11 protein-coding genes are annotated in these 13686 nt (G+C 69.8%); 5 read left to right on the top strand and 6 right to left on the bottom strand.

Annotated features, from left to right (window positions below; genetic code table 11):
- Nucleotides 1–11 precede the first annotated feature (11 nt).
- The 5 genes from QF035_RS08865 to QF035_RS08845 all read left to right on the top strand — a co-directional run bounded on the left by QF035_RS08865 (nt 12) and on the right by QF035_RS08845 (nt 6912).
- Nucleotides 12–1760, top strand: a complete 1749-nt coding sequence (locus QF035_RS08865; RefSeq protein WP_444968447.1) for an FAD-dependent oxidoreductase — start codon at nt 12–14, stop codon at nt 1758–1760.
- Between the two features lie 186 nt (nt 1761–1946).
- Nucleotides 1947–2822 (top strand): intradiol ring-cleavage dioxygenase, encoded by an 876-nt coding sequence (locus QF035_RS08860; RefSeq protein WP_307519437.1) that lies wholly within the window; start codon nt 1947–1949, stop codon nt 2820–2822.
- A 23-nt stretch (nt 2823–2845) separates the two neighbouring features.
- Complete coding sequence (locus tag QF035_RS08855; RefSeq protein ID WP_307530986.1) at nt 2846–3880, top strand: maleylacetate reductase; 1035 nt, start codon at nt 2846–2848, stop codon at nt 3878–3880.
- Nucleotides 3881–4013: 133 nt separating this feature from the next.
- Nucleotides 4014–5270 (top strand): glucarate dehydratase family protein, encoded by a 1257-nt coding sequence (locus QF035_RS08850; RefSeq protein ID WP_307519436.1) that lies wholly within the window; start codon nt 4014–4016, stop codon nt 5268–5270.
- A 169-nt stretch (nt 5271–5439) separates the two neighbouring features.
- The gene (locus QF035_RS08845; protein ID WP_307519435.1) at nt 5440–6912 is read left to right on the top strand and encodes a glycoside hydrolase; all 1473 of its coding nucleotides are present in this window, start codon (nt 5440–5442) and stop codon (nt 6910–6912) included.
- On the opposite strand, the gene QF035_RS08840 is transcribed toward QF035_RS08845, so the two are convergent.
- The 6 genes from QF035_RS08840 to QF035_RS08815 all read right to left on the bottom strand — a co-directional run bounded on the left by QF035_RS08840 (nt 6902) and on the right by QF035_RS08815 (nt 13681).
- Nucleotides 6902–9031 (bottom strand): PQQ-dependent sugar dehydrogenase, encoded by a 2130-nt coding sequence (locus QF035_RS08840; RefSeq protein ID WP_307519433.1) that lies wholly within the window; start codon nt 9029–9031, stop codon nt 6902–6904. The two genes, QF035_RS08845 and QF035_RS08840, sit on opposite strands and share 11 nt — an antisense overlap.
- Nucleotides 9032–9036: 5 nt before the next feature.
- A complete protein-coding gene (locus QF035_RS08835; RefSeq protein WP_307519432.1) occupies nt 9037–9897 on the bottom strand; it encodes a LamG-like jellyroll fold domain-containing protein in 861 nt (286 codons plus the stop codon).
- Nucleotides 9898–10146: 249 nt separating this feature from the next.
- On the bottom strand, nt 10147–10950 hold the full coding sequence (locus tag QF035_RS08830) for an ABC transporter ATP-binding protein (RefSeq protein ID WP_307519430.1): 804 nt from the start codon (nt 10948–10950) through the stop codon (nt 10147–10149).
- Nucleotides 10940–11689 carry an ABC transporter ATP-binding protein gene (locus QF035_RS08825; RefSeq protein WP_307519429.1) on the bottom strand — a complete coding sequence of 250 codons (750 nt, stop codon included), beginning with the start codon at nt 11687–11689 and terminating at the stop codon, nt 10940–10942. The genes QF035_RS08830 and QF035_RS08825 overlap by 11 nt, the downstream gene beginning before the upstream one ends.
- Nucleotides 11686–12771 carry a branched-chain amino acid ABC transporter permease gene (locus QF035_RS08820; RefSeq protein ID WP_307519428.1) on the bottom strand — a complete coding sequence of 362 codons (1086 nt, stop codon included), beginning with the start codon at nt 12769–12771 and terminating at the stop codon, nt 11686–11688. Before QF035_RS08820 ends, QF035_RS08825 begins: the two co-directional genes overlap by 4 nt.
- Before the next feature lie 22 nt (nt 12772–12793).
- Nucleotides 12794–13681, bottom strand: coding sequence for a branched-chain amino acid ABC transporter permease (locus tag QF035_RS08815; RefSeq protein ID WP_307519427.1), 888 nt, complete (start codon nt 13679–13681; stop codon nt 12794–12796).
- Nucleotides 13682–13686: the final 5 nt, after the last annotated feature.

Here is a 13686-nt window from a genome sequence, read left to right as displayed (position 1 = left end):
GGAGCGTGCCCGTGCACACCGTCGAGCCCGTAGTCGAGACCGACGTACTCATCGTGGGCAGCGGCCCCGCGGGCGCCTCGGCCGCCCTGGCCCTCAGCACCTACGGTGTGCCCAACATCGTGGTCACCCGCTACGCGAGCCTCGCCGACACACCCCGGGCCCACATCACCAACCAGCGCACGATGGAGGTCCTGCGCGACCTCGGCGTCGAGCAGGACGTCGTCGCGCAGGCCACGCCCCAGCACCTGATGGGCAACACCACCTTCTGCACCAGCCTGGCCGGCGAGGAACTCGGCCGCGTCCGCTCCTGGGGCAACGACCCCCTCGTACAGGCCGCGCACGACCTCGCCAGCCCCACCCGTATGTGCGACATGCCGCAGCACCTCATGGAACCGGTGCTCGTCGACGCCGCCGTCGCCCGGGGCACCCACCTCCGCTTCAGCACGGTCTACAAGTCGTTCGTCCAGGACGCCGACGGAGTCACGGTCACCGTCGAGGACCGGCTGCGCGGCGACGAGTACACCATCCGCGCCAAGTACCTGATCGGCGCCGACGGGGGCCGCTCCAAGGTCGCCGAGGACGCGGGTCTGCCGATGGGCGGCCAGATGGGCGTGGCCGGCAGCATCAACATCGTCTTCGACGCGGACCTGAGCAAGTACACCGCGCACCGGCCGTCCACGCTCTACTGGGTGCTCGCCCCGGGCGCGACCGTCGGCGGCATCGGCGCCGGCCTCGTCCGCAACGTCCGCCCCTGGAACGAGTGGATGATCGTCTGGGGCTACGACGTGACCGCGGGCGCCCCCGACCTCACCACCGAGTACGCGGAGTCCATCGTCCGCAGACTCGTCGGTGACGACGAGATCCCCGTGACCATCAAGTCCTCCTCGGCGTGGACGGTCAACGAGATGTACGCCGAGACGTACTCGAACGGCCGCGTCTTCTGCGCGGGCGACGCCACGCACCGCCATCCACCGTCCAACGGCCTCGGCTCCAACACCTCCGTCCAGGACGCGTACAACCTGGCGTGGAAGCTCAGGCTCGTCCTCGACGGCACGGCCTCGCCGAAGCTCCTCGACACGTACACCGCCGAGCGCGCCCCGGTCGGCAGGCAGATCGTCACCCGCGCCAACAAGTCCATCGGCGAGACCGCGCCGATCTTCGAGGCGCTCGACGGCCTCTCGCCGCAGAGCCCCGAGCAGCTGTGGGCCAACATCGCCGCCCGCAAGGACGCCACCGAGGCCGCCGAGAAGCAGCGCGCCAGGCTCCGCGAGGCGATCGCCTTCAAGGTGTACGAGTTCAACGCGCACGGCGTCGATCTCAATCAGCGGTACGTGTCGGACGCGGTTGTCCCCGACGGTACGGAGGATCCCGGGTTCGAGCGGGACCCCGAGCTGTACCACCAGCCGTCCTCGCGGCCCGGTGCCAAGCTGCCCCATGCGTGGATCACGGCCGGGGACCGGACCCTGTCCACGCTCGACGCGGCCGGGCAGGGGCGCTTCACCCTGTTCACCGGTATCGGTGGGGACTGCTGGGTGCGGGCCGCCGAGGCCGTCGGCCTCGACATCGCCACCGCCGTCGTCGGGCCCGGGCAGCAGTACGAGGATCCGTACGGTGACTGGGCGCGGCTGAGTGATGTCTCCGACTCGGGTGTGCTGCTTGTGCGGCCCGACGGGTATGTGGCGTTTCGGTACGGGACGGCTGTCGGCGACGCGGAGGCGTTGCTGGGGGATGCGGTGCGGCGGATCCTCGGTCACGGGTAGCTCTGCTGGTTGTGCCGTTGGGCGTCGGGGTTGTGTGGGCCGTCGTGCTTGTGCGGGTCGTACGTGGCTGGTCGCGCAGTTCCCCGCGCCCCTGAAGGGCGAAGGGCTTGCGTCGTTCACAACGCGAGGCAGGCTGTACGGGACAGTGATCGTCGGGAAGCGGGACACGGTGAATCAGGAGTCGTCATGACCATCGATGCCGGCGGGACCGCGGTCACCGAGGAGGCCGTCGGGAGTCTTGGTGCGGGTACCGATCCGCGGTTGCGGGAGTTGCTCACCGGTCTGATCCGGCACCTTCACGACTTCGCGCGGGAGACGCGGCTCACCCAGGAGGAGTGGGAGCGGGCGATCGGGTTTCTGACGGCGACCGGGCAGACGTGCACCGACACCCGGCAGGAGTTCATCCTCCTGTCGGACGTGCTCGGACTGTCGATGCTGGTGGAGACCCTGAACGCCGACCGCGGCCCCGGCGCCACCGAGTCGACCGTCCTCGGTCCCTTCCACATGACCGAGTCCCCGGTCCGTGAACTCGGGGCCGACATCGACCTGGTGGGCAGCGGCGAACCGTGTGTCGTCAGCGGCCGGGTGCTCTCCCAGGACGGCACCCCGCTGCCCGGCGCGGTCCTCGACGTCTGGCAGGCCGACGCCGACGGCTTCTACGACGTGCAGCAGCCGGACCTCCAGCCGCCGGGCAACGGACGCGGTCTGTTCACGGCGGACGCGGCGGGCCGCTTCTGGTTCCGCACCTGCGTACCGAGCCCGTACCCCATCCCCACCGACGGACCGGTCGGCGACCTGCTCCGCGCCACCGGCCGGCACCCCTACCGCCCCGCCCACATCCACTTCATCGCCACCGCCGAGGGCCACGCCCCCGTCACGACGCACATCTTCGTGGCGGGCAGCGACTACCTCGACTCGGACGCGGTCTTCGCGGTGAAGAGCAGTCTGGTCGAGGACTTCGCGACGACCGACGACCCCTCCCTGGCGCGGGAGTTCGGCATCCCGAACCCCTTCCGGCACGCGCAGTTCGATCTCGTACTGACTCCTGGGGCGAAAGCGTGAACTTCTCGTACGAGGCCCAGCCCATGCGGGTCGTCTTCCGGCCCGGCGCCTCGGTGAGCGCGACGGCGGAGGAGGTCCGACGGCTCGGTCTGCGGCGGGTGTTGCTGGTGTCCGGCGCGCGTGGCTCGGACACCGCGCGGGCGGTCGCCGACTCGCTGGGCGAGCTGTGCGCGGGACTGCACACCGAAGCCCGGATGCACGTCCCGGTGGAGGTCGCCGACCGGGCCGTCGAGGTGGCTCGCGAGGCCGGCGCCGACGGCTGCGTCGCCGTGGGCGGCGGTTCGTCGATCGGCCTGGGCAAGGCGATCGCGCTGCGCACGGGACTGCCCCTGATCGCCGTGCCCTCCACGTACTCCGGTTCCGAGATGACCCCCGTGTGGGGCCTCACCGAGCACGGCGCGAAGCGCACGGGGCGCGACCCGTCGGTCCTCCCGCGCAGCGTGGTGTACGACCCCGAGCTCACCCTCTCCATGCCCGTGCCCCTCTCCGTCACGAGCGGAGTCAATGCCGTCGCACACGCGGTCGAGGCGCTGTACGCCCCCGACACCTCGCCCCTCGTCTCCCTGATGGCCGAGGAGGGCGTACGGGCGATGACCGCGGCGCTTCCGGAGATCGCTGCGGAGCCTTCGTCCCTGGAGGCCCGCGGGCGTGCCCTCTACGGGGCCTGGCTGTGCGGTTCCTGCCTGGGCGCGACCACCATGGGTCTGCATCACAAGCTCTGTCATGTGCTGGGCGGCACGTTCGGCCTGCCGCACGCCGAGACGCACACGGTCGTCCTCCCGTACGCCCTCGCCTACAACGCGCCCGCCGCTCCCGAGGCGATCGGGGCCCTCGATCGCGCCCTGGACACCGACAACGCCCCGCTCGCTCTGTGGACCCTGTCCGGAAAGCTCGGCGCACCTCGGTCCCTCGCTCAACTGGGTCTCGCCGAGGCCGACTTGGCGGTCGCGGCCGAGCAGGTCGCGGGCCAGGCGTACGCCAATCCGCGCGAGGTCACGCACGAGGGTGCGCTCGCCGTGCTGAGGGCGGCGTTCGCGGGGGACACCCCTCGCGTCTAGGTCTCCATGTCTTGACATACACCTGAAACGATTCTTAGCTGGCTGCGCGCCATCTAGATTCATGAAGCAGGTTCATGGACGTGAATGGAGCGTGTGTGAAGCTCATCGACCACGGCCTGGAGGCAGTCCGCGCATGACCACCCCCGACAGTCGGATCCGTGAACTGATCGTCACGCCGATCGCCTTCCGTGACCCGCCGCTCCTCAACTCCAGCGGTGTGCACGAGCCCCTCGCCCTGCGGCTGATCCTCCAACTCGTCCTGGAGGACGGCACGGTGGGCCTCGGCGAGTCGACCGGCGGTGACATCCGTATCGAACGGCTGGCGGCCGCGGCGCAGGTGGTCGTCGGTATGGACGTCTTCGACACGACCGCCGTCGCCGCCGCGATCGACACCGTCCTGCTGCCCACCGTGCCCAGTTCCCACGAGCGCGGCTGGACCACCTCCGCCGTGGAGGTCGCCTGTCTGGACGCCCAGGGCAAGCTCCTCGGGCGCTCGGTCAGCGACCTGCTGGGCGGCGCGGTCCGCGACGCCGTGCCCTTCGCCGCGTACCTCTTCTACAAGTGGGCCGAACACCCGGCGCTCGACGGCAACCCGGCCGTCGGCGACGAGTGGGGCGAGGCTCTCGACCCGGCGGGCATCGTCGAGCAGGCCCGGCTGATGCAACAGCGGTACGGATTCGGCTCGTTCAAGCTCAAGGGCGGTGTCTTCCCGCCCGACGAGGAGATCGCCGCGATGAAGGCGCTCGCCGAGGCCTTCCCGGGACAGCCGTTGCGGCTCGACCCCAACACGGCCTGGACGGTGGAGACTTCGCAGTACGTGGCGCGGGAGCTGGACGGCTGCCTGGAGTACCTGGAGGACCCCACCCCCACGATTCCCGGCATGGCGGGAGTCGCGAAGACCTCGCCCATGCCGCTGGCCACCAACATGTGCGTGGTCGCCTGGGAGCACCTGAAGCCGGCCGTGGAACAGGACGCCATCCAGGTCCTCCTCACCGACCACCACTACTGGGGCGGACTCCGCCGCACCCGTGAACTCGCCGCCGTCTGCGAGGCGTTCGGGATCGGCCTGTCCATGCACTCCAACTCGCACCTCGGCATCAGCCTCGCCGCCATGACCCATGTGGCCGCCGCGATCCCGAACCTCGACACCTCCTGCGACACCCACTACCCGTGGAACTTCGCGGACGACGTCGTCGTCCCCGGTGCCCTGGAACTGCGGGGCGGCGCGGTCAAGGTCCCCACGGGTCCCGGTCTCGGCGTCGAACTCGACCATGACGCGCTGGAACGGCTCCACCGGGTCTATCTCGACTCGGGGATGAAGGGCCGCGACGACACCGGTTACATGCGGCGCGTCCACCCGGAGTACGAGCTCAAGCTCCCTCGGTGGTGACGCCGGCGCGCCCATGAGGCCGTGGGACACGGGTGCCCGTAGGCCACTGCCGTGACACGGGCGTCCGTAAAACTATCGAAACAGAAAGCGCTGTCACGCGTCTCGACAACCGTTTGCCCCCGCCCCATTCTTCAACCAGGTTGTGGCATGAGCGCGACAGGAGACCTCCATGATGAAGCGCAGATCGCTGCTGGCGGCGGCGGGCGGCACGCTGCTGGGCAGTGCGCTGGCGACGGGCACCGCCCGCGCCGACGCGACCATCGGCGTCAACCCCGGTACAAGCTACGGGCGTTGGGAGGGCTGGGGTACCTCGCTCGCGTGGTGGGCGAACGTGTTCGGCGCGCGGGACGACTTCGCCGACATCTTCTTCACCACCAAGTCCGTGGCGTACGGCGGCAGGACGCTGCCGGGCCTCGGCATGAACATCGCCCGCTACAACCTGGGCGCGTGCAGCCCGAACAGCGTGGGCGGCCAGTCCATGGTCGCCTCGCCCAACATCCCGGCCTTCAAGCAGATCGAGGGCTACTGGCAGGACTGGAACAACGAGGACCCCACCTCCTCGGCCTGGGACTGGACGGCGGACGCCAACCAGCGCGCCGCCCTGGTGAAGGCCGTCCAACGCGGCGCGGTCACCGAGCTGTTCGCCAACTCGCCCATGTGGTGGATGTGCCTCAACCACAACCCGTCGGGCGCGTCGGGGGGCGGCAACAACCTCCAGTCCTGGAACTACCGCCAGCATGCCTCCCACCTGGCGGCCGTCGCCCTGCGCGCCAAGAACAACTGGGGCGTGAACTTCGCGACCGTCGACCCCTTCAACGAACCCTCGTCCTCCTGGTGGACCGCCACCGGCACCCAGGAGGGCTGCCACATGGACGCCGCCGTCCAGGCCGCCGTCCTCCCGTACATGCGCAGCGAACTCGACACGCGGGGCCTGTCCGGCATCAGGATCTCGGCGTCCGACGAGACCAGCTACGACCTGGCCCGTACGACCTGGAACTCCTTCGGGGCGTCGACGAAGGCCCTGGTCAGCCAGGTCAACGTGCACGGCTACCAGGGTTCGGGCGGCCGCCGCGACCTCCTCCACACGGATGTCGTGACGACCGCCGGCAAGAAGCTCTGGAACTCCGAGACCGGTGACAGCGACGGCTCCGGCCTCACCCTGGCGAGCAACCTGTGCCTGGACTTCCGCTGGCTGCACCCGACCGCCTGGGTCTACTGGCAGGTGATGGACCCCTCCACCGGCTGGGCGATGATCGCGTACGACGCGAGCACCCTGCAGCCCACCACCGTCCAGACCAAGTACTACGTGATGGCCCAGTTCAGCCGTCACATCCGGCCGGGGATGACCATCCTCGACACCGGTGTCGGCTACGCGGTCGCCGCCCATGACGCGACGCAGAAGCGCCTCGTCATCGTGGCCGTCAACTCCGGTGCCGCGCAGACGCTCACCTTCGACCTGTCCCGCTTCACCACGGTCACGGGCGGCAGCGGCGGGCTCGTACGGCGCTGGAACACGCTCACCTCGGGCAGCGGCGACCTCTACACGGCACGCTCGGACACCTACCTCAACGGCAAGAGCCTGAGCGTGCCGTTCGCCGCCGCCTCGGTGCAGACCTTCGAGATCGACGGTGTCACCGTGTGAGGGCGGCCCCGCCCGCGCCGGTGACCTTCAGGTCGCGCATCCGTCCGATGTTGTCGAACGAGCCGAAGCCCACCCGGCCGGAGGAGAGCGTGGTGTCGACGGCCGTCATCAGGGGCTGTTTCGAACCGTCGAGATAGACCGCGATCTCACCGGTGCCGGGGCAGTGCACCACCCGCACCTTGTGCCAGGCCGAGTCGGTGACGGCCGGTGGCGCACCGGTGGTGCCGTTCCACTGGTCCTCCAGGCGCAGCCGGTCGGCGTCGTTCACGACGAAGATCCCGTTGTGCGGATAGATGGTGTTGTCGGTCGACAGGTGCGCGTAATAGAACTTCGTGTCGGACTGGTGGCCGAACACGACGATCACGTCCCGGTTGGTGACCTCGACGGGCGTGTCGAGGCGGACCTGCGCGTCGATCCGTACAGAGCCGAAGGCCGGGGGACCCGCGGTGAGCACGGCGTACTCGAAGGGTCGGCGCGGGCCGGGGCGGGCCACTCCCGCCTCGGCGAGGATCGCCTCACGGCCCGGGAACCGCCACTTGGACGGGGTGACCGGCGCCCAGTTCCGTCCGGCCATGACGTTGGTGACCTTCGTGCCGTCGGTGTCGCAGGAGGCGAACTTCCGGGTGCCGGTCACCTTCCAGATCCTGCCGTTGGCCTTGGAGAGCAGATAGAGCCCGCCGTCGGCGTCCTGCCCGAAGCGCAGGTCGACCCGGTCGTCCCCGGCCAGGTCCTGCAGCGTCACCCGGGCGCCGCTCTCGTCGTACAGCATCAGGTCGTACAGCTCGGCCAGTTCCGTGCCGCCCCGGCGCATGTCCTTGGTGTCGGCGTAGAGGAGCCGGCCGTCGACGAGGTCGCCGAAGACGTACTTGCCGTACAGCTCGGGCAGGTCGCGGTCGCGCAGGACGAAGCCGCCGACGACGGCCCGTCCGACGTCGGAGGTGCAGTTCCAGTCGGCGGGCGGGTCGTGGTCGTAGGCGGCGACGGGATACGTGTAGCCGTACTTCTCGTCGTCGGCGGGCAGCGGCTGGATCTTGGCGCAGGGATCGGTGGCTGCCTTGTCGAAGACGAAGGCGCCCTCGCGTTCGCTCCAGCCGAGGTTGTCGCCGGCCCTCACCTCGTAGACGGCCTCTATGGCGTGCTCACCGATGTGGCCGAGGTACATACGGTTGCGGCCGCCGGAGTCCCAGCTGAAGCGGTGCGGGTCGCGCATGCCGTACGCGTAGATCTCGCCGAGGGCGCCGGGGGTGTCGACGAAGGGGTTGCGGGACGGGATGCCGTACTTGCCGTTGGCGCTGTCGGTGCCCCGCGGGTCGATGCGCAGGATCTTGCCGTGCGGCACGGTCAGGCTCTGCGGCTCGCTGTTCCTGGCGCCCTGGCCGCCGTCGCCGACGGCGAGGTAGAGCAGCCCGTAGTCCTTGTCGTGGGGCCGGGCGGTGGGGTTGAAGTCGATCTGCTGGATGCCGTGGACGCGGCCCGTGAAGCCGATCCGGAGCACCTCGCGACGCGTGCCCTCGAAGGTGTCGGCCGAGGGGGCGTCGGCCGTCCACTCGGTGACGACGCCGTGGTACACCGTGTTCGACGCCTGCCGCATGTCGGGCACGGCGGTGGTGGCGGAGGCCAGTTCGGTGTGGACGGTGTAGAAACGGCCGTTCTTCTTGAAGCGCGGGTCGAAGGTGACGAACCCGAAGCCCATGCCGAGACCCTGGCTGCCGAAGAACGCGGGGGAGAAGGTGCCGGCGACGTCGAGGTAGACGCGCGGGGTGCCGTTCTCGACGAGATACAGCTTGCCGTTGAGGTCCGGCACGGCCATCCGGCCCGAGCCGTCGGGCAGTTCGCTCAGATAGTTGATGCGGGCGTGCCGCCTCAGCCGTGGATCGGTGACGGGACCGTCCGGCGGCTCGCTCTTCGGGAAGGCCGCGAACTCCTCGACGGTGAGCCCGATGCCGGAGGTGGTGGGCCGCTCGGGGATCGGGTCGGTGATCGGTTCGGCCGCGTGGGCCGTGGCGCCGGGCAGGGCGACGAGGACGGACAGCAGCAGGGCGAGAACGAGTAACGGTGTAAGGACGATGGGCCTGTGGCTGGGCCCGTGTCTGGGTCTGGTGCCGGGGGATCCGGTCATGGCTGTCACTCCTCTGCGGCCTTGTGCGTGACCAGTCGGTACTGCGCTCGCACCAGCGCGGCGTCCACCGCGCGGTCGAGGAACATCAGGCTGTCCATACGGCAGTTGCAGGGATTGCCCTCCCGGGTGTTCTGCGGGAAGCTGCCGCCGATCTTGATGCCTCGCGGGTCGGTGGCCGAGGTGCGGTGCGGGCCGGGGCCCGAGAGGTCCCAGGGGTCGCCGGGCACGGTGTAGAAGCCGTCCAGCGGCCTGCCGTTGCGGTAGAGCGCCATCTCACCGCTGTCGAAGTCGAAGGTCGCGGCGAGGAACACCCACTTGCCGGGCGGCAGCAGGGTCCGCCAGTCCTGGGAGGCCGCGAAGGTCTGGGAGGCGGCCCCGTCGATCCGCCGGCCGAGGGCGACCAGCCGGAGTTCGCCGTTCACGTTGATGAGTTCCAGCAGGGCGCGCACACCATGTCCGTCGGAGTCGCCGGAGAGCACCCCGGCAAGACCGATCGCGCCGTAGAGGTCGTCGGGGGAGGCCGTGTTGGTGTTGGGGCTCGGGTTCTGCCCGGTCATCTTGAACCACCCCATGACGCTGGTCCCGCGCACCGCGTTGAAGGCGTTCAGCGTCGGCACGCCGGACGCGGAGTACACGCCCGCCTTCCAGTCGTCGTTGCCCGCCGAGTCCGGATCGACCTGCCGCACCTGGAGCGAGGTCCGGCTGCCGCGGTGCGCGCCGTCTCGCGCCCGCATCTGCGCGCCGCCGCCGACGAGGTCGATGTCGGTGCCGGAGAAGCCCCGGTCGCGTTCCCGGGCCGGATTGCCGCGCACCGGATGCTCGAAGTCGTAGTGGGCGGCGAGGTGGGGTCTGAGTCCGGGGTGCACGGCGGGTCCCGGCCGTCCGTCGCCGCGGGCCCCGGCCGGAGCTGCCGCCAGTGCCGTGAGGACTGTCAGGAGAACGGCGAGAACCGCTCCCTCGTACCGTCTGTGTGCTCTGTGTGCTCTGTGCGGCCTGTGTCCATAGGGTCTACGGGGTCCATGAGGTCCGTTCCGTCCGTGCTCAACCATGTCGCTCGCTCCTTTGCGAGGCGTGCCACGTCATAGCTGTCCTTGCCGTGTGTCATCCCTGCGGGGCTACCTCTTGGGTGTGGCCGGTGGCTGCGCCGGCCTGCCCCCGAGGTAGAGCTCGCCCAGCTGTGGATCGGCCAGCAACTCCCTCGCCGGACCCGAGATATGGACCCGTCCGAGGTCGAGTACGCAGCCGATGTCGGCGGTCTCCAGCGCGCGGCGGGCGTTCTGCTCGACCAGCAGTACGGCCGTGCCCGCCTCCCGCATCCGCACGATCTGCTCGAAGACCACGCCCGTCGTCTTCGGGTCGAGCCCCATGGACGGTTCGTCGAGCAGCACCACCCGGGGCCTGACCATCAGCGAGCGGGCGAACTCCACCTGCTTCTGCTGGCCGCCCGATAGCAGTCCGGCCAGGCTCGTCCAGCGTTCGGCGACGAGCGGGAAGAGGTCGCGTACGAAGTCGGCGCGCTCGGCGACGACCGCCTTGTCCTTGATGGTGTAGCCGCCGAGGAGGACGTTCTCGGCGACCGTCATCTCCCGGAAGACGCTGTGCCCTTGGAGGACGTGGGCGACCCCGGCGGCGAGCAGTTGCTGCGGTCCGCGGCCGGTGACGTCCTCGCCGTCGACCAGGACCCGGCCGGAGCGCGGTGCGAGCAGTCCGCTGGCCACCTTCAGCACGGTGGACTTGCCCGCGCCGTTCGGACCGACCAGGCACACGACGCCCCCGGCGGGCACTCGTACCGTCAGACCGCGCAGCACCAGGGCCGCGCGGCCGTATCCGGCGCGGATGTCGTCGAGTTCGAGAAGGAAACCGGAGTCGGAGGGGGACGGGGACGGGGAGACGGTGGAGGAGCCGGAGTCAGACGCCAAGGTAGGCCTCCAGGACTCGTTCGTCGGACTGGATCGCCGAGGGCGGGCCTTCCGCGATCGGCCGCCCGCGGTCGAAGACGACGATGTGGTCGCTGAGGGACATGACCAGGTCCATGTTGTGCTCGACGATCAGGAACGTCCGTCCCTCGGCGTTGAGTTCGCGCACCAGGTCGCAGATGCGGTCGATCAGCGCCGGGTTGACCCCGCCCGCCGGTTCGTCGAGCAGGATCAGCTCGGGCTCGCTCATCAGGACGCCCGCGAGTTCCAGCAGCTTCTGCTGCCCCCAGGACAGATTTCGTGCCTCCGCCCGTTCCAGGTGATCGATACCCATGCGCGTCAGCCAGTACCGGGCCCGTTCCGTCTCCTCCCGCTTGCGGGCACCGGCGAGTTGGGCCAGGAGGTTCTGCGGGCGTACGGCGACGAGCAGGTTGTCCAGGACCGTCATCCGGGGGAAGACACGGCAGAGCTGGAAGGAGCGGCCGATACCGGCCCGGGCGATGCGGTGCGGCGGCCTGGCGGTGATGTCCCGGCCCCGGTACGTCGTGCGGCCCGCGTCGGGACGGATCATGCCGGTGACGCAGTTGAAGAACGTGGTCTTGCCGGAGCCGTTGGGCCCGATCAGGGCGTTGACCCTGCCGTGCCGGAAGGACACGGTGGCGCCGTCCAGGGCGGCGACCCCGCCGAAAGCCTTGGTGAGTCCGACGGTCGCCAGGCTCTGCTCACCCTCGTCCGCGCTCACTGCCTCACCTCTCTTTTCCCGTCTCTCTTCCCGTCCGGTCTTTTCCCGTCCGGCCGGTGGTCCGGCCGGACGTCCGCCTCGCGCTCGTCGCGCTCGTCGCGCAGTTCGGCCGCGGTGACCTCGCGGATCGACGTCTCGCCGGTCCCGAGGACACGGGCGACCAGACCGGTCACCGCCGGGATGACACCGTCCGGCATGAACATCACGACGACCCCCAGCAGCAGGCCCGCGAAGACCAGGTGCAGCGGAGTGTCCCCGTATTCGAGCTTGGAGTACTCGAGGCCGTACCCGACGACCACCGCCCCGAGCAGTGGCCCGTACAGATGGCGTACGCCCCCGAGGAGCGCCATCAGGACCATGTAGGCACCGCTCAGGATCGAGAACTGGAAGACGGGGTCGAGGTCGCCGAACCACAGCCCGTAGAGCCCTCCGGCCAGAGCGGTGAAGGCCGCCGAGACCACGAAGACGACGAGCTTGTACGTATAGGTGGGGGTGCCCAGCGACTGGGCCTTGTCCTCGTCCTCGCGGATCGCCTTCAGGCCCATGCCGAACCGCGAGCGGTCGATGATCCACCAGGCCAGCAGCGCCAGTGCCAGCAGCCCGAGGAACAGGAAGTAGAAGATCTCGTGGTGCTCGGAGCGCAGCTTGCCCGGGAACGGCCGCGGGACCACCAGACCGCGCGAGCCTCCGGTGAAGGAGGCCCAGCTCTGGAAGACCAGCAGCATGATCAGCACGAGTGCGATCGAGACGATGACGAAGGACGCGCCGCGGACCCGCAGTGCCGCGTAGCCGACGGGTATCGCGAGCACGGCGACCAGGGCGGCCGCGACGAACAGCGCGACGAAGGACGGCAGTTCGCCCTTGGTGACGAGCAGCCCGGTCGCGTAGGCGCCGAGCCCGGCGAACGCGCCGTGTCCCAGGGAGATGTAGCCGGTGAAACCGCCGACGAAGTTCCAGGAGGTGGAGAGCACCGCGAAGTTGAGGATGGCGATGCCCACCGTCAGCTCGTACGGACTCGGGGCCATGGACGGGAAGGACAGCGCGACGGCGATCCCGGCGAGCAGTGCTCCCAGCCGCAGCAACCTGGCTGTGTGGCGCGGGCGTTCAGAATCTCTGGGCAAGCCGACCCCCGAAGAATCCCTGCGGCCGGACGGCCAGCGTGGCGAAGAGCGCGACGTAGAACACCGTCTGCGCCCAGGTCGTGCTGAGTTCCAGCTGCAACAGGCTCTGTGTCATGCCGAGGGCCATGGCGGCGATCGCGGCGCCCGGCACGCTGCCGAGGCCGCCGACGACGATGATCGCCATCAGCGGGCCGATCCAGTGCCAGTGCAGCGACGGGTAGATGGTCGTGTCGAGCGAGAGCGCCGTACCGCCGACCGCCGCCGTGGCGAGACCGAGTCCGAAGCCGTACCCGGCGATCCGGTCGGTGTCGATGCCGACCAGCGCGGCGGCCTCCCGGTGCTGGATCGTCGCCCGCAGCGCCTGGCCGAACCTGCTGTGCCGCATCAGGAGATACAGCCCGAGCAGTGCGGCCGCCGCCAGGCCGAACGCGATGAGCTTGACCACCGCGACGCGCGCGCCGAAGAACTCCAGGCTCGCGGAGGAGTAGCCGAGCCGGATGCGGCGCTGGGTGCCGGAGAAGGCGTACCCGAGGAGCCCCTCGATGACGAGGGCGACGGAGAACGTCAGCAGCACCGACATCATGGTCAGGGTCGCCGGGCGCAGCCGGGTCAGGAGCAGCCGTTGCATGGCCACGCCCGCGACGAAGAACAGGGGCACGGTCACGAGCAGGGTGAGCAGCGGGTCGACACCGGTCTCCCGGTGGGCGTACCAGGCGAGGTAGGCGGCGAGGATCAGGAACGCGGAGTGGGCGATCATCACGACGCGCATGACACCGAAGTAGAGGGTCAGGCCGGCCGCCAGGAGGGCGTAGAGCCCTCCCAGCAGCACGCCGAGGACGATGCTCTGGAAGACGAGGCTCGCGGAGGGCACAGAGG

Origin of the sequence: Streptomyces umbrinus, assembly GCF_030817415.1 — a bacterium.
Taxonomy (GTDB): Bacteria; Actinomycetota; Actinomycetes; order Streptomycetales; family Streptomycetaceae; genus Streptomyces; species Streptomyces umbrinus_A.
The sequence above is the reverse complement of the archived record's forward strand: the minus strand, read 5'-3'. Positions and strand labels throughout refer to the sequence as shown.

Coding starts and splice junctions, on each gene's coding strand:
- QF035_RS08860 (WP_307519437.1), top strand. CDS start 1,947: ATGACCATCGATGCCGGCGGGACCGCGGTCACCGAGGAGGCCGTCGGG.
- QF035_RS08855 (WP_307530986.1), top strand. CDS start 2,846: ATGCGGGTCGTCTTCCGGCCCGGCGCCTCGGTGAGCGCGACGGCGGAG.
- QF035_RS08850 (WP_307519436.1), top strand. CDS start 4,014: ATGACCACCCCCGACAGTCGGATCCGTGAACTGATCGTCACGCCGATC.
- QF035_RS08845 (WP_307519435.1), top strand. CDS start 5,440: ATGATGAAGCGCAGATCGCTGCTGGCGGCGGCGGGCGGCACGCTGCTG.
- QF035_RS08840 (WP_307519433.1), bottom strand. CDS start 9,031: ATGACCGGATCCCCCGGCACCAGACCCAGACACGGGCCCAGCCACAGG.